Annotated in this window: 15 protein-coding genes and 1 pseudogene; 9 read left to right on the top strand and 7 right to left on the bottom strand. The window is 71.4% G+C overall.

The window, feature by feature from the left end:
- Positions 1-216: 216 nt before the first annotated feature.
- Positions 217-2,463, bottom strand: coding sequence for an ATP-dependent DNA helicase (locus tag BXA03_RS21995; protein WP_076511321.1), 2,247 nt, complete (start codon positions 2,461-2,463; stop codon positions 217-219).
- A gap of 35 nt (positions 2,464-2,498) precedes the next feature.
- Entirely contained in the window at positions 2,499-3,728 is a 1,230-nt protein-coding gene (locus BXA03_RS21990; protein WP_076511320.1) for a CynX/NimT family MFS transporter, read from the bottom strand.
- A 261-nt stretch (positions 3,729-3,989) separates the two neighbouring features.
- Between BXA03_RS21990 and BXA03_RS21985 the strand changes: the two genes are divergently transcribed.
- Positions 3,990-5,525 (top strand): iron-containing redox enzyme family protein, encoded by a 1,536-nt coding sequence (locus BXA03_RS21985; protein WP_083716247.1) that lies wholly within the window; start codon positions 3,990-3,992, stop codon positions 5,523-5,525.
- A gap of 36 nt (positions 5,526-5,561) precedes the next feature.
- Here BXA03_RS21985 and BXA03_RS21980 read toward each other — a convergent pair whose 3' ends face one another.
- Together BXA03_RS21980 and BXA03_RS21975 are read right to left on the bottom strand one after the other, a co-directional pair.
- Positions 5,562-8,366, bottom strand: a complete 2,805-nt coding sequence (locus tag BXA03_RS21980; RefSeq protein WP_076511319.1) for a hybrid sensor histidine kinase/response regulator — start codon at positions 8,364-8,366, stop codon at positions 5,562-5,564.
- Between the two features lie 101 nt (positions 8,367-8,467).
- A complete protein-coding gene (locus BXA03_RS21975; protein ID WP_076511318.1) occupies positions 8,468-9,370 on the bottom strand; it encodes a LysR family transcriptional regulator in 903 nt (300 codons plus the stop codon).
- Positions 9,371-9,566: 196 nt separating this feature from the next.
- Between BXA03_RS21975 and BXA03_RS21970 the strand changes: the two genes are divergently transcribed.
- Together BXA03_RS21970 and BXA03_RS21965 are read left to right on the top strand one after the other, a co-directional pair.
- A complete protein-coding gene (locus BXA03_RS21970) occupies positions 9,567-10,556 on the top strand; it encodes a tripartite tricarboxylate transporter substrate binding protein (RefSeq protein ID WP_076511317.1) in 990 nt (329 codons plus the stop codon).
- On the top strand, positions 10,553-12,205 hold the full coding sequence (locus BXA03_RS21965) for an FAD-dependent oxidoreductase (RefSeq protein ID WP_076511316.1): 1,653 nt from the start codon (positions 10,553-10,555) through the stop codon (positions 12,203-12,205). Before BXA03_RS21970 ends, BXA03_RS21965 begins: the two co-directional genes overlap by 4 nt.
- Positions 12,206-12,278: 73 nt before the next feature.
- On the opposite strand, the gene BXA03_RS21960 is transcribed toward BXA03_RS21965, so the two are convergent.
- A complete protein-coding gene (locus BXA03_RS21960) occupies positions 12,279-13,196 on the bottom strand; it encodes a LysR family transcriptional regulator (protein WP_076511315.1) in 918 nt (305 codons plus the stop codon).
- Positions 13,197-13,299: 103 nt separating this feature from the next.
- Between BXA03_RS21960 and BXA03_RS21955 the strand changes: the two genes are divergently transcribed.
- The 6 genes and pseudogenes from BXA03_RS21955 to aroQ all read left to right on the top strand — a co-directional run.
- On the top strand, positions 13,300-14,229 hold the full coding sequence (locus BXA03_RS21955) for a ketopantoate reductase family protein (protein ID WP_076511314.1): 930 nt from the start codon (positions 13,300-13,302) through the stop codon (positions 14,227-14,229).
- Positions 14,230-14,265: 36 nt separating this feature from the next.
- On the top strand, positions 14,266-14,673 hold the full coding sequence (locus tag BXA03_RS21950) for a VOC family protein (RefSeq protein WP_076511313.1): 408 nt from the start codon (positions 14,266-14,268) through the stop codon (positions 14,671-14,673).
- Between the two features lie 28 nt (positions 14,674-14,701).
- Complete coding sequence (locus BXA03_RS21945; protein ID WP_076511312.1) at positions 14,702-15,181, top strand: MaoC family dehydratase; 480 nt, start codon at positions 14,702-14,704, stop codon at positions 15,179-15,181.
- Positions 15,178-16,431, top strand: coding sequence for a CaiB/BaiF CoA transferase family protein (locus BXA03_RS21940; RefSeq protein ID WP_076511311.1), 1,254 nt, complete (start codon positions 15,178-15,180; stop codon positions 16,429-16,431). The genes BXA03_RS21945 and BXA03_RS21940 overlap by 4 nt, the downstream gene beginning before the upstream one ends.
- Before the next feature lie 62 nt (positions 16,432-16,493).
- Entirely contained in the window at positions 16,494-17,315 is an 822-nt protein-coding gene (aroE, locus tag BXA03_RS21935; protein ID WP_076511310.1) for a shikimate dehydrogenase, read from the top strand.
- A 19-nt stretch (positions 17,316-17,334) separates the two neighbouring features.
- Positions 17,335-17,757: pseudogene (gene aroQ, locus BXA03_RS21930) on the top strand (type II 3-dehydroquinate dehydratase); the annotation flags it as partial.
- A gap of 41 nt (positions 17,758-17,798) precedes the next feature.
- Here the strand turns inward: aroQ and BXA03_RS21925 are convergent.
- Both BXA03_RS21925 and BXA03_RS21920 read right to left on the bottom strand, forming a co-directional pair.
- Entirely contained in the window at positions 17,799-18,458 is a 660-nt protein-coding gene (locus BXA03_RS21925) for a fumarate hydratase C-terminal domain-containing protein (protein ID WP_159444744.1), read from the bottom strand.
- Entirely contained in the window at positions 18,395-19,264 is an 870-nt protein-coding gene (locus BXA03_RS21920; RefSeq protein ID WP_076511308.1) for a fumarate hydratase, read from the bottom strand. Before BXA03_RS21920 ends, BXA03_RS21925 begins: the two co-directional genes overlap by 64 nt.
- Between the last annotated feature and the right edge of the window lie 12 nt (positions 19,265-19,276).

Raw genomic sequence — 19,276 nt, 5'->3', positions numbered from 1 at the left:
GCTCAGAGCGGTCGGAACCACATGCGTGTCTCCGAGTACGTAGGATATTTCTGATGGATTCACAAAAAACCGACTGAGTAGAAACGTCGAGAAACAGAGAGCAACGAGACGTTGCACTTATAAAACTTAAGTCCCTATGACGGTGCAGTCGGCTGCAGAAAACGCCTCGCGCTGGACGGGCACGGCACAGGTCGCGCCCTGATGTGCAGATCGCCGTCAGGCGCCCTCAGGATTCACCTGCCACCAGCGCGGCAGCAGCGCCAGCACCTCGGGCTGTGCAAAGCGGTCGTCCAGCAGGTGGACGACGCCGGTGTCCTGCTCGGTGCGCACCACCCGACCCGCCGCCTGCACCACCTTGCGCAGGCCCGGGTAGAGGTAGGTGTAGGCGTAGCCCTGGCCGAACATCGCTTCCATGCGCTCGCGCAGCACCTCGTTGGCCTCGTCGTGCTGCGGCAGGCCCAGGCTGGCGACGAAGGCGCCCACGAGCCGGTCGCCGGGCAGGTCCACACCCTCGGCGAAGGCGCCGCCCAGCACGGCAAAGGCGATGCCCTGCCCGCCCGGCGCGAAGCGGGCGACGAAGTCGGCGCGGTCGCGCTCGGACATGCCGGGCGACTGCCGCCAGACCGGCACCTGCGCATGCTGGCGCGCGAAGGCCTCGATGGCCATGTCCAGGTAGGCGAAGCTGCTGAAGAAGGCGATGTAGTTGCCCGGGCGCTGCCCGAACTGCTGCGCCATCAACGCCGTGATCCGCGGCAGCGAGCGCGGGCGGTCGCGCAGCCGCGTGGAGACATCGCGCGCCACCTCCACGCGCAACTGCTCGGCGCGGAAGGGCGACTCCACCTCCAGCTCCACGGTGTCGTCGGGCAGGCCGAGCAGGTCGCGGTAGTAGCCGAATGGCGCGATGGTGCCGGAGAAGAGCACCGAGGCTGCCGCCCCCGCGAAGCGCGGCCGCAGGAAGCCGGCCGGCACCAGGTTGCGGATGGCCAGGGCGAGCGGCGCGCCGTCCGGCGTGTTGGTCACCTCGAAGACCGAATGGGGCCCGAAGGCATCGGCCAGCCGCACCAGCGCCAGCAGGCCGAAGAACAGCTCCTGCAGCGGCCCGGGCAGCTCGGGCGACGCCTGCGCCGCATGCTCGGACAGGGCCGCGACCGCGTCGGCCAGGCTGCGCACCAGCGGCTCGGGCAGCACGGTGGCGGCGGCATAGGCCGTGGTCTGGGCCTGCGACACCTGCCGCCATTCGCGCCGCACCCGCCGCAGGGCGGCCTGCACGAAGGCGGGCGCCACGGCCTCGCCGCTGTCGAGCAGCGCGTGGGCCAGCGTGGTCGAGTACATGGCGCGGGCCCGGTCGACCAGGTTGTGGGCCTCGTCCACCAGCACGGCCACCTGCCATTCCTCCTCACGCGCCAGGGCATGGAGCATGGCGCTGCCGTCGAAGTAGTAGTTGTAGTCGCCCACCACCACGTCGCTCCAGCGCACCATCTCCTGCCCCAGGAAGTAGGGGCACACGCCATGGCCGGCGGCGATGCGGCGCAGCGCCTCGCGGTCCAGCCAGCGGGCCTCGGCCGCTTCGGCCCGCGCGGGCGGCAGGCGGTCATAGAAGCCCCTGGCCAGCGGGCAGCTGTCGCCATGACAGGCGGCGCCCGGGCGCTCGCAGGCCGACTCGCGCGCGCTCAGCTCCAGCACGCGCAACGCACGGCCCTCGCCGAGCTGGCGCAGCGCGTCGAGTGCCACCTGCCGCCCGGGCGTCTTGGCCGTGAGGAAGAACACCTTGTCGGTGCCGTGCACAGCCAGGCCGCGCAGCAGCGGATAGGTGGTGGCCAGGGTCTTGCCGATGCCCGTGGGCGCCTGCGCGATCAGGCAGCGTCGGCGCGCCGCGGCGCGGTACACGTCGCGCGACAGCTTGTGCTGCCCCGCCCGGAAGTCGCCGTGCGGGAAGGCCAGCTGTGCCATCTGCGCGTCGCGCTGCGCGCGGTGCTCCTCCTCCTGCAGCGCCCAGCGCATGTAGGCCTCGCACAGGGTCTGCATCGCAGCCTGCAGCGCCGCGGCCTCGCAGTGCTCCTGGAGCACTGTCTCCTCGCCGCTGGCCAGGTCGAGATAGACCAGCGCGACGGTGATCGAGGCCAGCGCGTCGCGCTCGCACAGCATGGCGGCATAGGTCCGGGCCTGCGCCCAGTGCAGGGCGCGGTGGTTGCCCTTGATGCGCTCGAAGTCGCCGCGGAAGGTCTTGATCTCCTCCACGCGGCGCTGGCCGGCGTCGTACCCGTCGGCCCGGCCGCGCACCTGCAGGCCATGGACGACGGTCTCCAACGTCACCTCGCGCTCATAGCCTGGCCCCCGCCGCGACTGCACCAGCGAATGGCCGGCCTGCCCTTCATGTGCGGTGGGCGACGGCACGAAGCGGATGTCCAGATCGCCTGCCTTGGCCGCGAAGGCGCACAACGACTTGACGGAGACGCGGGGCATGTGGGCTTTCCCTCGCGCGGGCGCTTGCTCGACGTTCAGCGCGGCACGGCAGCGGCTCGCACCACACGGGCACGCCCGGCCCCCGCGCCGGCCAGGGCGAGCGCCACGCCGATCAGCCCGAACAACACCGCCGAGGCGCGGAAGCTGCCCGTCCAGGCACGCAGCAGGCCGACCAGCATCGGACCCGTCGCGGCCACCAGGTAGCCCACGCCCTGCGCCATGCCCGAGAGCTGCGCGGCGACGCGCGCATCGGGCGAGCGCATCACGATCATGGTGAGCGCCAGCGAGAAGGTGCCGCCCTGCGCGATGCCCAGCAGCACCGCCCATGCCCAGATGCCACCCACCGGCGCGAACATGCAGCCCCACAGCGCGCCCACGGTGAGCACCGCCAGGCCGACCGCCAGCGCCACCTGGTTGCGCTGGCGCTGCGCCAGCGTGGGCAGCACCAGGCAGGTGGGCACCTGCACCAGCACCGACAGCGACACCACGAAGCCCGCCAGTGCCGCAGGCAGGCCGCGTTCGCGCAGCACGGGCGCCAGCCAGCCCATGACCGAATAGGCCAGCGAGGACTGCAGGCCCATGAACAGCGTGACCTGCCAGGCCAGCGGATCGCGCCACAGCCCGCGGACCCTGAAGGCCGACTCGCCCGCCTCGCGCCGCGCCGGCAGCGCGCGCGGTGCCCACAGCAGCAGGGCCACGGCGGCCGGCACGGTCCACATGGCCAGCGCGCCCTGCCAGCCCAGACCCAGGGCCTGCTGCAGCGGCACCGTCACGCCCGCGCCGCTGGCGGCACCGGCACAGACCGCCATGGTGTAGAGGCCCATCATGAGGGCCGTGCGGCGCTCGAAGTCGCGTTTGACCAGGGCCGAAAGCAGCACATTGGCCACTGCGATGCCCACACCCGCCATCGCCGAGGCGAGGAAGAGCAGCGGCAGCAGTGCAGAGCCGCGCAGCAATGTGCCCACCGTGATGAGCAGCATGCAGGCCAGCAGCGTGCGCTCGATGCCCAGCCGCCGCCCCAGCCAGGGCGCCACCATCGCGAAGGCGCCCAGGCAGATGACCGGCAGCGTGGTCAGCGCACTGGCTGCTGCCGCCGACATGCCGGTAGCCAGCACGATGTCCGGCAGCACCACCGACAGGCTGGAGAACACCGGCCGCAGGTTGAAGGCGATCAGCACGAGCGACAGGGCAAGCAGCCCCAGGCTTTGCGCAGCGGCGCCGGATCGTGGCCGGGAGGATGAGGAGGCAGAGGGGATGGCGGGCATGCGGGAGAAGGGCCGGCGGTGGCAGGGAGACCGGCCGCGGGAGGGCGGATGCTGCCACAGCATGGCGCAGAGGGCTGGCGCACATGGCAATGCCCATGCGCGCGGCGCAGCCCCCCGGCGAAGCCGTAGGACGGCGCCCCGGGCCTGTTGCACCTGGGGGCCGTGCCGGGGTAGTCCTGTGGCGGGGGGTCGGTCCAGGCCGACAACCGACCGCGCTTCACCCTTGCCGATGCGGCCGGACCGATCACGGATGGTGAAACCATGCAGAACACACGCCTCGCCCGAAGGGCCATCCAAGAAGCCCCCACGCCCGACCTCGCCGCCGGCGCGCCCCTCGCGTTGCTGACCCGGCGCCCCACCCCCGATGCCGCCAACGAGGACAGCCGTGCGCTGGCCGCCGGTGCACGCGCGCTGTACGACGCACTGCTGCAGGCCAACGATCGGCCCGACGCGGCCCTTCGCGATCAGGCCCGTGCTTTCATCGAGCGGTGGCGCACCGAGATGCGGACGAAGCCCTGCGATCTGCCCGCGGCGCCCGATGGGCTGGCCGCTTGGCAGCAGGCCAACCTGGCCTCGACCGGCGCCGCGTACCAAGCCTATCTGGCGTCGCGCAAGGCGGGTGCGCCCCGCCGCTACTTCAGCAGCCGTTCGCACGCGCTCAACTTTTTGCGGGCCGTCGCACCCACCAAGCTGGTGGACGGCGCATGGCTGTATGGCCTCCTGCACGACGCCGCCAACCCGCATCTGAACGACCTGATCCTGACGTACGTGGAGGAACTGGGCGACGGCGACCCCGACAAGAACCACGTGCTGCTGTACCGGCGGCTGCTCGATTCGATGGGCATCGTCGACTGGGCCGACCAGCCGGACGAGTCCTATGTCCAGGGCGCACTGCAGCTCTCGCTGGCCGCCTGCACCGACGCGCTCCTGCCCGAGGTGATCGGCTTCAACCTCGGCTACGAACAACTGCCGCTGCACCTGCTCATCACGGCCTACGAGCTGGACGAACTGGGCATCGACCCCACCTACTTCACCCTGCACGTCACGGTGGACAACGCGGCTGGCGGCCACGCCCAGCGGGCCTTGCGTGCGGCCGTGGAGAACCTTCCCGCCCTTGCGGATCGCGAGGCCTTCTGGACGCGGGTGGCCGACGGCTACATGCTCAGCAATGCCGGTCAGGGAACCACCGATGCCATTGCCGCCTTCGACCGCCACGAGGCGTTGCTGCAGGTACTCGGCGGACGGGCGGGCGAAGGCAGCCTGGCCCACTCCGACTACTGCCGGATCGAGGGCCGCACCGTCAACCAGTGGCTCGCCGATCCGGCAGGCATGGGCGACTTCGTGGCCGCGCTCGAGCGCAAGGGTTGGCTGGTGCCGGGCAGCGATCCCGCGCAGAGTCGCTTCTGGGCGCTGTTGCAGGGTGAACACGCCAGCATGTTCGGCGTGTTCGGCGACTACGAACTCCAGGTCATCTACGACTGGATCCGCGGCAATGCCGCGTCCGATGGTGCGCCCTTCGTACGGTCTGGGCCAGGTGCCCGCGCACCTGCACCTCCGCGTGCCTTCCGGCATGCGCGGCGGGCCGGTCGCGGCGCAAGCGCACTCTCGCTCACCACGCTGGCAGAAGACGGCAGCACGCTGGACCCGGACCTTGCCGAACTGCGCGAGGTGCTGGGCAGCCATGACTTGGCCGAGCACGGTGCCGCATTGCGCCGGCTCCTGGGTCCCGCCATGCACTGGGGCACGGCAGGGCTGGAAGCCACCCGCCACGTCGCCCAGATGCTGCGCGCGGCCTGAGCCTCCAGGGCGGCCGGGCACCTCTCCGGTGCCGACTCAGGTGGGCGGGGGCACGCGACGCTCGGAATGGAGCGCCAGCAGGCGGGACAGCAGGATCTCCACCTGCGCCGGCTTGGCGAAGTGGTCGTCGAACCCGGCGGCCAGCGCCTTGTTCCGATCGGCCTCGCGGCCATAGCCGGTCAGGGCGATCAGGGCCATGCGTGCGGTGACCGCCTGGGCACGCAGTCGGGCGGCCAGTTCGTGCCCGCTCAGACCCGGCAGTCCGATGTCCACGATGGCGCCATCCGCTGGTTGTTGCGCCAGCGCATCGAGCGCGGCCTCGGCCGAATACACCACGCGGACACGGTGACCCTCCAGCTCAAGCCAGCTGGCCAGTGAATCCGCTGCGTCCTGGTTGTCGTCGACCACCAGCAGGGTCAGCGAACGGCGCTCCGGCACCGCCTGGGGGACCGTGTCGAAAGGTCTTGCAGGCAGCAACTGCATGGGCAGCCGAAGCTCGAAGGTACTTCCCAGGCCCACGCCCTCGCTGCGCACCGTGATGCCGCCGCCGTGCAGGCGCGCCAGGCTTTGTGCGATCGCCAGGCCCAGGCCGAGTCCCCCCGCCGCGCGCTGCAGTGGCTGCTCGCCCTGCACGAAACGCTCGAAGACGCGCGGCAGCAGTTCTGGCGCAATGCCGATGCCTTCGTCGATGACCTGCAGCACTGCCTGCGGGTGCGGGGCCGCCATGTTCACCGTCAACACCAGCCGGATGAGCTTGTCCGCATCGGTGAACTTCGCGGCGTTGTTGAGCAGGTTGCCCACCACCTGCGCCAGACGCAGCGGGTCGCCCTGGACGGGCACCGGGTCGGCCGGCAGCTTCACTTCCGGCATCTCTCCACGCTGCTGCAGGGCGGGCAGGGTGAGCTCCAGGGCCCGGGCTACCACGTCGCGCAGATCCAGCGTCTCCAGGCGCAGGGCGATCTTGCCCGAGACGATGCGCGACACATCCAGCAGGTCGTCGACCATGCGCGACAGATGCCGCACCTGCCGCTCGATGATCTGCCGCTCGCGCACGAAGGCCTGCGGATCGCGGCGCTGCACCAGCTGCAGCGCCAGCGCGATCGGCGCGAGCGGGTTGCGCAGCTCATGGCCCAGCATGGCCAGGAACTCGTCCTTGGCCTGGTTGGCATCCTCGGCCTGCTTCTGCGCGGCGCGGGCCTGGGCGAACAGGCGCACGTTGTCCAGCGCCAGGGCCGCACGCTGCGCCAGGTCGTTGATCAGCGCGCCGTCCTCGGCCGTGATGCGTCGGCCCGATTCGGCCTGCAGCACGGCCATCGCGCCGATGGTGCGGCCGCGCGCGATGAGCGGCACCACGCAGCCGGCGGTGATGCCGAAGGCCTGCACGAAGTCCCGCACCTGCGGATCGAGCACGGCCGGCATGCCTTCGTCGTCGATGTTGTGCAGGAAGCTGCGGCCGGTGGCCACGGCCCAGGGAAAGGTGCCCGGCGCATCGGCCGGTGCGGCGCGTGTCTCGACCAGCGCGGCGATGACCGCGGTGCGCGCCGGGTCGAAGTGATGCGTCAGCTTGCGCTGCAGCACGCCATGGCTGTCCAGCAGGTCGATGCGGCAGAGGTCGCCCACCGCGGGCACGATGAGTTCGCCGATGGCGCGCAGCGTGGCGTCCTCCTCCAGCGACTGCGCCAGCACGGCACCCGCGCTGACCAGCCGGGCCAGCCGCTGTTGCGCGGCCTGCGCCGTGACGCTGGCCGCGCGTTCGGCCTCCAGCAGTTGCTGGCGCTCCGCCTCGCTGCGCCGGCGCTGCAGCGAGGCGGCGGCCAGTGCGTCGGCCACGGCATCCACTTCGGGCACGCGCGAAGGCTCGATCTGCACGGGCTCGCCGCGGCCGAGCGCATCGGCCTGCTGGCGCAACCGCGCCATCGGCCGGGTGACGCCGCGCGAGATCCACCAGGCGGCCAGCGCCCCATAGGCCAGCGAGACCAGCAGTCCGCCTAGGTAGGCCATGTAGGTGCGGCGCCAGGGCGATTCGGCCAGATCGGCCGGTGCGCCCAGCACCACGAACCAGGACGCGGATTCCAGCCGCGCCACCGCCGTCAGCGAGCGCACGCCGTCGACGTTGGTGGAGGTGCCGACGCCTTCGGGCGCGGTGCCCATTTCCGCCAGCAGGCGGCGCAGCGTCTCGCTCGGTCCGCTGCCGCGCAGCCGCGCGTCGTCGATGTTGCGGGCCACCCGCCGCTCGCGCGAGTCGAAGACCGACACGGCCCAGCCCGCGGGCACGCGTTGGCGGCTAAGCACCGCGGTGATGGCCTCGGGCTGCACCACGGCGGTCAGCACCTGCAGGGTCTGGCCGTCGCGCACTACGGGGACACGCACGGCGAAGGCGAGGCGACCGGCCGGGCCCGGCACCATGGCGCCGATGGCCGGCATGCCCGTGCGCAGGACCTGGCTCAGGCTGTCCTGGTCGACCACCCGCTGCAGGCTGCCGCCCTCGCCCTCGGTGTTGAACAGCAGACGCCCGTCCGGGGCCGCCAGCACCAGGGCCAGCCATTCGGGATGCGAGCGCCGAACCGCGCTCGCCAAGCGGATCGCCTGCGCCAGGCCGGGGCCCGACGAGTTGCCTAGCGGCTCGGTCAGCGCCAGCGCCTCCAGGGCAGCGACGGTCAGGCGGACTTCGCTGTCGACGGCCGTGGCGACGGCCCGTGCGACGCCGAGGGTGGTGGCGCGATCCTGCGCCCGCTGGCTTTCGGCCAGCGCGTACAGCGCCAGCCCGCAGACGATGGCCAGCGGCAGGATGGCCATGGATGCGATCAGCATCAGCCGGCCCTGCATCGTGATGATGCGCATGCGTCTCCTCAGGGGGTGGGGCCGGACCGCCGGCTGGCGCGGCCGGGGGCGATTGTGCAGGATGGTCGCAGGGCTTGCGCCCCGGGGGTCATCCGGGGGACTCAGCCCGCCGCGGGCCGCCCCAGTGCCGCGAATTCCTCGTCGAGCAGTTGCAGGAAGACCTGGCCCAGCGTCGACAGCGGCCGGTGCGTGTTGCGGGCGGCCAGGAGCGGGAAGGCCGGCGCCTGCGGCACGGGCACCAGCACCAGCCGGCCCGGCGCGAAGGTGCGGGCCGACAGGTCGTCCACGAAAGCCACGCCGGCACCGCTCGCCGCCATGGCGCAGGCGGCATGGCCCGAACGCACCTCCACCGCGCGCCGCGGCACGATGTCGCGCTCGGCCAGCCAGCGGTCGATGACCTGGCTCTGCGGTGCCTCGGGGCTGTAGAGCACCAGCCGCTCGCGCAATGCGGCGTCGAAGTCGAAGACCGGCGCCGCCAGCAGGCGGTGCCCCGGCGCGAGGGCGCACATCAGGCGCCATTGGCCGATCTCGCGCAGGTCGAGCACGGGATGCTCCAGGGGCGCGGACGAGACGGCGAGGTCCGCGTCCTCCGCCACCAGCAGCTTGACGATCTCGCGCGTGGGCAGCGCCTCGAAGCCGACCTGGGCATCCGGAAAGCGCGCGAGCAGCCGCGCCGTGGCGCGCGGCACCAGCTCCAGCGCCGTGTTGGCGCTGGAGAGCACGCGCAAGGTGGCATGGGCGCCGAAGCGCAGGTGCTGCGCCACGTCCTGCACATGGCGCACGCCGCGGTAGACCTTGTCGACCTCCACCTGCAGCGCGCGCGCCTCCGGCGTGGCGAAGAGCCGGCCATTTCGCCGCTCGAACAGGGCCACGCCCAGCTGCAGCTCCAGGTGGCGGACCAGGCGGCTCACGCCGGGCTGCGACACATGCAGCAGCCGGGCGGCGCCGGTGATCGAGCCGGCACTCATCACGGCCCGGAAGACTTCGATCTGGCGCAGGTTCATGACAGGGGGCCCGGGCGCGGCGAGCCAGAACAGGAAAGAGTCATCAGCGGGCCCGACCATAACAGCCAGGCATGCCCGGCCGACACCTTGGTATTGGGCGGGCAGGCCGCGGCTTCCTAGGATCGGCCCCACGCCCGCCGCCCCTGCGCGTCCAGCGCCCGTGGCCGGGAAGCGCTTTTTTCCACAGGAGACACCCATGCAACGAATGCTTCGCCGCCGCTGGCTGGCGATGGCCGCCGCCACCGCCCTCGGCACCGCCGCCCTGACGCCCACGGCCTGGGCCCAGAGCTATCCCTCCAAGCCGATCACCCTGGTGGTCGGCTTCGCGCCCGGCGGCTCGGGCGACATCCTGGCCCGGCTCATGGGCGACGCGCTGGGCAAGGCGCTCGGCCAGACCGTGGTGGTGGACAACCGCCCCGGCGCGGGCGCCACCATCGCGACCAGCTATGTGGCCACGGCCCCGGCGGACGGCCACACGCTGCTGTTCGTGACCAGCGGCTTCCCGGGCAGCACCTCGCTCTACCCCAGGCTCAACTACGACACCGTCAAGACCTTCGCGCCGGTGGCCAAGGTGGGCGCCTCGCCGGTCGTGGTGGTGGTGCCCGCCGCCTCGCCCTTCAAGGACTTCCGCGCCGTGCTCGACGCGGCGCGCAAGTCGCCCGGCAAGCTCAATTACGCCGCGGGCGGCGGCGGAGCCACCACCACCAGCCTGGCGGCGGAATTCCTCAAGAGCGACGCGAAGGTCGACATGCAGATGATTCCGTACAAGGGCTCCGGCCCGGCCCTCACGGCGCTGCTGGCGGGCGAGGTGGACCTGGGCTTCGACATCCCGTCCAGCGCCCTGCCCCACATCCAGACCGGAAAGCTGCGCGCGCTGGCCGTGACCACGGCCAAGCGCTCGGCCGTGCTGCCCGAGGTGCCCACGGTGGCCGAGCTGGCGCTGCCCGGCTTCGAGGTCACCGGCTGGTTCGGCATCCTGGCGCCGGCCGCCACGCCGCCGGCCATCGTGGACCGCCTGAACCGCGAGGTGAATGCCGCCCTGGCGCAGCCGGCCGTGCAGCAGCGGCTGCAGGCACTGGGCGTGGAGCCGGGCGGCGGCACCAGCGCGGCCTTCGGCCAGTTGATCGCGACCGAGACGGTGCGCTACGGCGACGCCATCCGGCGGCTGGGACTGAAAGCCGAATGACGAGCGCGGTGCACGCAGGGGCCAGCCTCGGCCATGAGCTGCAGGCCGATCTCGTGGTCGCGGGCGGCGGGCTGGGCGGCATCGCCGCCACCCTGGCCGCGCTGCGCCAGGGGCTGCGCGTGGTGCTGGTCGAGGAGCTCGACTGGCTCGGTGGCCAGCTCACCGCGCAGGGCGTGCCCTTCGACGAGCATCCGTGGATCGAGCATGTCAGCGCCTCGCTCAGCTATGCGCAGCTGCGCCAGGGCATCCGGGCCTACTACCGCGACCACCTGCCGCTCACGCCCGAGGCGCGGCTGCATCCGCGGCTCAATCCGGGCCAGGGCAACGTCAGCACGCTCTGCCACGAACCCTGGGTGGCCGTGTGGGTGATCGACGCGCTGCTGGCGCCGCACGAGGCGGCGGGCCGCCTAGTCGTGCTGCGCGAGCACCGCATCGACGCGGCCGAAATGGAGCGCGACACCGTGCGGGCCCTGCATGCCTTCGACCTGCGCGAAGGCCGCCTGCGCGTGTTGCAGGCCCCGATGTTCATCGACGCCACCGAGATCGGCGACCTGCTGCCGCTCGCCGGCGTCGAGCACGTCTTCGGCGCCGAGGCCCGCGCGCAGACTGGCGAGCCGCATGCGCTGGACGAGGCCGATCCGTACGACCAGCAGGCCATCACTTGGTGCCTGGCGGCCGAGCTTCGGCCCGGCGAGGACCACACCATCGAGCGCCCGCGCGACTACGACCGCCTGCGCACGCTGCAGCTGCCCTGCTGGCCCGGCCCGCAGCTGAGCTGGACCCTGAGCGACTTCGTGACCCACCAGCCCCGCGTGCGCCCGCTGTTCGTGGGCCCGACCGATGAAGAGGGGCTGTACGACCTGTGGCATGCACGGCGCATCGCCTGGCGTGGGCACTTCGCGCCGGGCGCCTATGCCAGCGACATCACGCTGGCCAACTGGCCGCAGATGGACTACTGGGAGCAGCCGGTGGTCGGCGTGGACCGCACGGCGCAGCAGCAGGCCCTGCAGGCCGCGCGCGAACTGAGCCTGGCCTTCTTCTACTGGATGCAGACCGAGGCGCCGCGCCACGACGGCGGCGAAGGCTATCCGGAGCTGCGCCTGCGCGGCGACGTGCTGGGCACGGCCGACGGGCTGGCCAAGCAGGCCTACTACCGCGAAGGCCGCCGCATCGTGGCCGAGTTCACCGTGCTGGAGCAGCACATCGGCGTGCAGGCGCGGCCCGGCCACGACGGTGCCGAAGTCTTCGCCGACAGCGTGGGCCTGGGCGGCTACCGCATCGACCTGCACCCGAGCACACGCGGGCGCAACACGGTGGACATCGACGCCTACCCGTTCCAGATCCCGCTGGGCGCGCTGCTGCCGGTGCGGGTGGACAACCTGCTGCCGGCCTGCAAGAACATCGGCACCACGCGCGTGACCAACGGCGCCTACCGCGAGCACCAGACCGAGTGGAGCATCGGCGAGGCCGCCGGCCTGCTCGCCGCCTTCGCGCGCCAGCGCCGCACCCTGCCGCGGGCCGTGCGCAGCACGCCCGGCCTGCTGGCGGACTTCCAGCGCCTGCTGCAGCGCCAGGGCGTGATGCTGGCCTGGCCGCGCTTCGGCGCCCTCACGCCGACGCTGCGCACCGGCTACCAGACGGCGCGCTGAACCTCGGCGCAGCTGGCTCCGCCCGCCGATTCGATACCGCACCCAGCGGAAGCCCCGGATGCGCACGCCTTCCTCATCCTGGCGGCGGCGCCTTCAGGAACAGCTCCGCGCACACGCCGCGCAGCCAGCGGTTGCCCGCATCCTGGTGAAAGCGCGAATGCCAGTGCTGCCGCACCGGAAAGCTGGGAATGGGCACCGGACACGGCAGCACGCGCAGTCCGGCCTGCGCCGCCAGCGTCTCGCCGATGTGCCGCGGCAGGGTGGCGATCAGGTCGGTGGTCGAGAGGATGGCCGGCAGCCCCAGGAAGCCCGGAATGCTCAGCACCACGCGACGCTCGATCTGCAGCCGCCGCACCGTCGCGTCGAGCAGGCCTGCGCCGGTGCCCTGGACGATGCCGGCATGCGCCTCGCGGCTGTAGTCGGTCAGGCCGAAGGAGCGGGGACGGATGCGCGGATGGTCCGCATGGGCCAGGCAGATCCAGTCCTGCTCGTAGAGCGTCTGCTGGTAGAAGCCGGCCTCCAGCTGCGGAATGAAGCCCAGTGCCAGGTCGGCCGCGCCCGATTCCAGCTCGGCCGCCATGCCCGCATGGAGGGCCGCTGCCTCCAGCGCGATGCCCGGCGCCAGCGCCCGCACATGCGAGAACAGCCGCGGCAGCAGCGTGATGTGGCTGGCGTCGGTCATGAAGATGCGAAAGCGCCGCTGCATGGTGGCGGGGTCGAAGGGCGCGGGCGCCTCGGCGATGCTGCGCAGGCCCGCCAGCGCGCTGCGCACGGTGCCGATCAGCGCCTCGGTGCGCGGCGTGGGCAGCATGCCCTGGGCCGTGCGCACGAAGAGCGGATCGCCCAGTTGCTCGCGCAGACGGGCCAGCCACAGGCTCACCGTGGGCTGGCTCTGCCCCAGCTGGTCGGCCGCCCGGGTGACGCTGCCGGTGGCGTAGAGCAGGTCGATCAGCTGCAGCTGCCGGCCGTCCAGCAGTTGAAGCTCGCTCATCGGGCACCTCCATGTGAAAACGACATGGAGTGTATTTGACCCATGCGATTTACTGAATGGAGGTGGCGCCGAAGAATGCCGGTCAGTTCCAGGAGACTTTCTTTTGAAGATCGCAGTTCTCGGCGCCGGCGCACTCGGCTGCGCCATCGGCGGCACGCTGGCCACGGCCGGCAACGACGTGGTGCTCATCAACCGCAACGCGGCCCATGTCGAGGCCATCCGCACCCATGGCTTGCGGCTGCGCGGCCCGGAGGGCGAACGCCGCGTGGCCGTGCAGGCCGAGAGGGACTGCCGCGCACTCGGCCCCGTCGATCTGGTGATCGTGCTGGTCAAGTCCTTCCACACGCAGGCCGCCATCGCCGCCGCGACGCCGCTCATCGGGCCGCAGACGCTGGTGCTGTCGCTGCAGAACGGCCTGGGCCACGAAGACATCCTGGCCGAGGCCGTGGGCCGCGAGCGCGTGATCGCCGGCAAGACCTACGTGGGCGGCGTCATGCTGGCGCCCGGCCAGGTGCAGGCCGGCGTGGCCGGCAAGGAGACGCTGATCGGCGAACTGGACGGCAGCGACAGCCCGCGCGTGCGCCGCATCGCCGACACCTTCGAGGCCGCCGGCCTGCGCACCACCGTGAGCACCACGATCATGGGAACGATCTGGGACAAGCTGCTCATCAACGTCGCCACGGGCGCCGTGAGCGGCATCACCGGCCTGGGCTACGGCCCGCTCTACGCCATCCCCGAGATCGAGGCCACCGCCCTCGCCGCGGTGCAGGAGGCCATGGACGTGGCCCGCGCCAGCGGCGTGGCGCTGTCGTACACCGACCCCCGGGCCGCCTGGACCAAGGCCGCCGCCGGCCTGCCCGCGGACTTCAAGACCTCGATGCTGCAGAGCCTGGAGAAGGGCTCCATCACCGAGATCGACTTCATCAACGGCGCCGTGGTCCGCTGGGGCCAGCGCTGCGGCGTGCCCACGCCGGTCAATGCCACGCTGGTGGCCTGCATCAAGGGCATCGAGCATGCCCGCCACTGCCGCTGACCCCGCCCGGCCGACCTCATTCCACGGAGACACGACATGCCCCCCTTCACCCCGCCCACCACCGCCTATGTCGAGCACGTCGCCATCCGCGTGCGCGACATCCACTGGCACATCCGCTTCTTCCACGAAGTGCTCGGCATGGACGTGCGCGAGATCGACGGTCCCACCGAGGACCCGCGCCAGTACTGGACGCTCGGCGGCCTGCAGCTGATGGCCACGCCCGGCTTCGAGGCCGCGCCCAGCAACGACGCCGGCTGGCTGGCCCACCTGGGCGTGATGGTGGACGACCTGGAGGCCGCGCTGGCCGCCGCCGAGCCCTGGGGCGTGAAGCCGCTGCCGCAGGGTCGCAACTGGCTGCAGCTGCCCGACGGCCTGGCCGTCGAGCTGATCCAGGCCGCGCCCGGCAGCGTGGCCCAGGCCCTGGCCGTGAAGCCGCGCGGCTGACCTCATTCGATTCCGGAGACGAACACCCATGAAACTGACCCCGCCCCCGCAGCACTTCTCGACGCCCGAGAAGTACTGGGACGATGCCCGCGAAGGCGACACCTGCACCAGCCCCGAGTACGAGGTGACCGAGGCCCGCATCAATGCCTATGCCGAGCTGACCGGCGACTACACGCCGGTGCACATCGACGAGGACTATGCCAAGACCACGCCCTTCGGCACGCGTGTGGCGCATGGCCTGTTCGGTCTCTCGATCGCCGACGGCCTGAAGACGCGCAGCGAATACCGCTTCCTGCCCGGCATGTCGCTGGGCTGGACCTGGGACTTCCTGCTGCCCATCAAGATCGATGACCGGCTGCATGTGCGCTTCACCGTCACCGGCCTGCGCGCCTCGAAGAGCCGGCCAGGCTGGGGCATCGTCATCCTGCCCTCGGAGCTCATCAACCAGCATGGCGAGGTCGTGCACAAGGGCGAGCACCGCCTGATGATTCCGCGGAGGCCGGCATGAGCGCGGCGCCTGGCAACACCCAGCCGCTGCCCCTGGCCGGCATCCGCGTCATCGACTACTCGCACTTCCTGGCCGGCCCCTACGTGGGCCGCTGCCTGGCGGGGCTGGGCGCCGAGGTGATCAAGGTCGAGCGCCCCGGCAGCGGCGACGCCGGCCGCCACCATGCCTTCTTCGTGGGCGAAGACGATGCCTATTCCGGCTACTTCCTGCAGCTCAACATGGGCAAGCAGGGCCTGTCGGTCAACACCAAGGACCCGCGCGGCAAGGCGCTGATGCACAGGCTCGTGGACAGCGCCGACGTGTTCATCGAGAACTACCGCCCCGGCGCCCTCGACAAGCTGGGTCTGGGCTATGCCGAGCTGAGCGCGCGCAACCCGGGCCTGGTGTATTGCTCCATCTCCGCCTACGGCCACACCGGCCCCGACGCGCACCGCGCCGGCTTCGGCCTGATCGCCGAGGCCAAGAGCGGCATCATGCAGATGGTGGGCACGCCGGGCGAGGCACCGCCGCTGCTGCGCATCTCGCTGGGCGACATGTACACCGGCATCCATGCGGTGGCGGCCATCAATGCCGCGCTGCTGGGCCGCGTGAAGAGCGGCAAGGGCCGGCACATCGACATGGCGCTGTACGACACGCTGGTCTCCATGCACGAGTACGCGGTGCAGTGCTACACGCTGTCGGGCGGCCAGGTGCTGCCCGAGCAGACGGGGCACGACATGCCCACCTCGACGCTCTACGGCGTGTTCCGCGCGGCCGATGGCGACCTGGTGATCGCTGCGCAGGTGGACGATGCATGGAAGCGCTTCGCGGCTCTGGTCGAAGCCCATGGCGGCCCCGCCGGCTTCGGTGCGGATGCACGCTTCCACACCTCCACGGGCCGCAATGCGAACCGCCTGGAGATCCTGGCCGTGGTCAAGCCCTGGGTGGCGTCGCGCCGCGTGGCCGAGGTGCTGGCGCTGCTGGACGGCATCGACGTGCCCTGCGCCAAGGTGCAGCGCATCGACGAGGTGCTGGCCGATCCGCAGATCCAGGCCCGCGGCATGGTGGTGGAGCAGGAGCATCCGGTGCTGGGCAAGATCCGCCTGCCCAACCTGCCCTTCAGGTTCTCGGACTGCGACACCACCATCCGCCAGGTCGCGCCCGACCTGGGCCAGCACAACGCCGAAATCGCCGCAGCCCTCGGCTACAGCACCGACGAGATCGCCCAGATGCAGGCCGACGGCGTGCTCTACACCCAGGAGATGAAGTGATGAGCGCCCGCACGGCCGTTCCGAAGGGCGCTCGCACCGCAGGCGAAGCCGGAGGTACTTCAATGCATGACCAGTACGCCGTCATCGGCAACCCCATCGGCCACACCAAGTCGCCGCTCATCCACGGCATGTTCGCCGAGGCCACCGGCCAGGACCTGGTCTACACCGCCATCGAAGGACGCCTGGGCCAGTTCGCCGAGGACGCGCAGGCCTTCCGCGCCGCGGGCGGTCGCGGCATGAACGTTACGGCGCCCTTCAAGCTCGATGCCTTTGCCTTCGCCACCGAGCGCTCGGCGCGGGCCAGCCTGGCCGGCGCCGTCAACGCCCTGAAGTTCGACGGCGAGCGCGTGATGGCCGAGAACTTCGACGGCGTGGGACTGACCCGCGACGTGGTGGACAACCTGGGCTGCGCGATGCGCGGCAGGCGCGTGCTCGTGCTGGGTGCGGGCGGTGCCACGCGCGGCGCGCTGCTGCCCTTCCTGGAACAGGGCCCGGCCGAACTGGTGATCGCGAACCGCACGGTCGACAAGGCCACCGCCCTCGCCACCGAGCTGCGCGCCCACGGCCCGGTGCGCGGTTGCGGCTACCAGGAGCTGGAAGGCCAGCGCTTCGACCTCGTCTTCAACGCCACCTCGGCCAGCCTGCGCGGCGAACTGCCACCGGTGCCCGCGACGGTGTTCACGGCGGAGGGCCTGGCCTACGAGCTGGCCTATGGCAAAGGCCTGACGCCCTTCCTGCGCATGGCGCAGCAGACGGGCGTGAAGCGCCTGGCCGACGGCGTGGGCATGCTGGTGGAGCAGGCCGCCGAGGCCTTCGACTGGTGGCGCGGCGTGCGGCCCGACACGGCCGCCGTCATCGCCAGGCTGACCGTGCCCCTGCAGTGAGAGCGCAGGAGACAGCGCAATGAAGTTCCTCATGCTGCACGGCATCAACCACAACATGTTCGGCAAGCGCGACCCGAAGCAGTACGGCACGACCACGCTGGCGCAGATCGACGGCGAGCTGCAGGCGCTGGCGGGCGAACTGGGCGTCGCGGTCGAGTCCTTCCAGACCAACTACGAAGGCGCTATGGTCGAGCGCATCCACCAGGCCTACTTCGATGGCGTGGACGGTGTGATGCTCAACGCCGGCGCCTGGACGCACTACAGCTACGGCATCCGCGATGCGCTGGCGATCCTGACCTGTCCCATCGTGGAGCTGCACATGTCCAACATCCATGCGCGCGAGGCCTTCCGCCACCACTCGGTGTTCGCGGACATCGTGCAGGGGCAGATCGCGGGCTTCGGGGTGGACAGCTATCGGCTGGCGCTGCGCACGGCGGTGAACCACACGCGAGGGCCTGACGACCGGGTGCGGCCGATGGCGCTTCAGGCGCGGGCGGCGCGCAGGTCCTGCAGCCGCTGCTCGGCCTGCTGCCGCAGGTCGGCATACACGCTGCGGCCATGGGCATCGATGGCCACGGTCGCGGGACCCAGGTCCTCCACCTCCAGCGTCAGCAGGCGGAACTGGGCGATGTAGTCGGTCCAGTGCACGGCCACCACGCGCCGGATGGCCTGCGACAGCAGCGTGCAGCCGCCGCCGAGGAAGGACAGGTACACGCAGCCCTGCCGCTGCAGCGCCTGCACGCTGGCGTCGTCCAGCCCGCCCTTGCCGCCCACCAGCCGCAGGCCCGCACCTTCGATCAGGCGTGGCATGTAGGGGCTGTAGCGGGTGCTGGTGGTGGGGTTGAGGTACAGCGCCTCGTGGCCCTCGCCGTCCGCCCGCTCGCGGTTGAAGCAGCTCAGGTGGAAGAAGGCACCGTCCTGCAGGTCCACCGGCAGCGGCTCGCCGCGCGCCAGGTGGTCCACCATGCGCTGGTGCGTGGGCAGGCCGATGGACATGGTGACCGTGCCGCTGATGGTGACCAGGTCGCCCACCGCCAGGGCCTCGACCTCGGCGCGCTGAAGGGGCAGTCGCAGCGCCTTCATTCGATGCGCTCCACGCGGCCGTCGGCATGCAGGCGTGCCCGGGTGCGGCGGTTGATCCAGCAGTTCAGGCTGACGGCCACCGGCACGAAGCCGTGCGAGGCCGCGTAATTGATGTGCACCGCCATGGCCGTCGTGTCGCCGCCTGTGCCCATGGGCCCGAAGCCCAGTCGGTTGATGGCGGCGAGCAGGCGGCCTTCCATGGCGGCCAGCACGGGCTCCGGGTTGGTCTGGCCGAAGGGGCGCAGCACCGCCTCCTTGGCGATGCGGGCCGCATGGTCGAAGGTGCCGCCGATGCCCACACCCACCACGATGGGCGGGCAGGGCTGCGAGCCGGCGCGCACCACGGTGTCGAGCACGTAGTTCTCGATGGTCTCCAGCGAGGGGTAGACGAAGGTGTCCAGCGCCTCCCAGCGGCCCGTGCCCATGGCCTTGGGCGCGCAGGTGATGTCCACGTAGTCGGCCTCGTCCAGCAGGTCGAAGGTGACGATGGGCATGTCCTTGCCCGCATGGCTGCGCTCGTGCGTGAGCGGGTTGGTCACCATCTTGAGGATGGGCGGATCGCTGCGGGCCGCCATGCGGGCGAAGCCGAGGGCGATAGCCTGCCGCACCGGCCCTTCGAAGCGCACGCGGGTGCCGACCTTGATGCTGTAGGTGGGAATGCCCACGTCCGAGCACACCAGGCCGCCCGTTAGCTCCGCCGCCTCGGCGGACTTGAGCATGATGGTGAGCGTCTTGCGGCCGGTGTCGTTGCCCTCGCGCGGTACCGCGTCGCGCAGGGCGGCCTGGGTGTCGTCGGGCACCTTCTTGAGGGACCATTCGTAGAGGTCGGCCGCCACCTGGGCCACCTGTTCGCTGGTGATGGGCATGTCCGCTTCTTC

The organism is Pseudacidovorax sp. RU35E (genome assembly GCF_900156165.1).
Taxonomy (GTDB): domain Bacteria; phylum Pseudomonadota; class Gammaproteobacteria; order Burkholderiales; family Burkholderiaceae_C; genus Xenophilus.
Note: the sequence above shows the minus strand (reverse complement) of the source record. Positions and strands in the feature narration are given on the sequence as shown.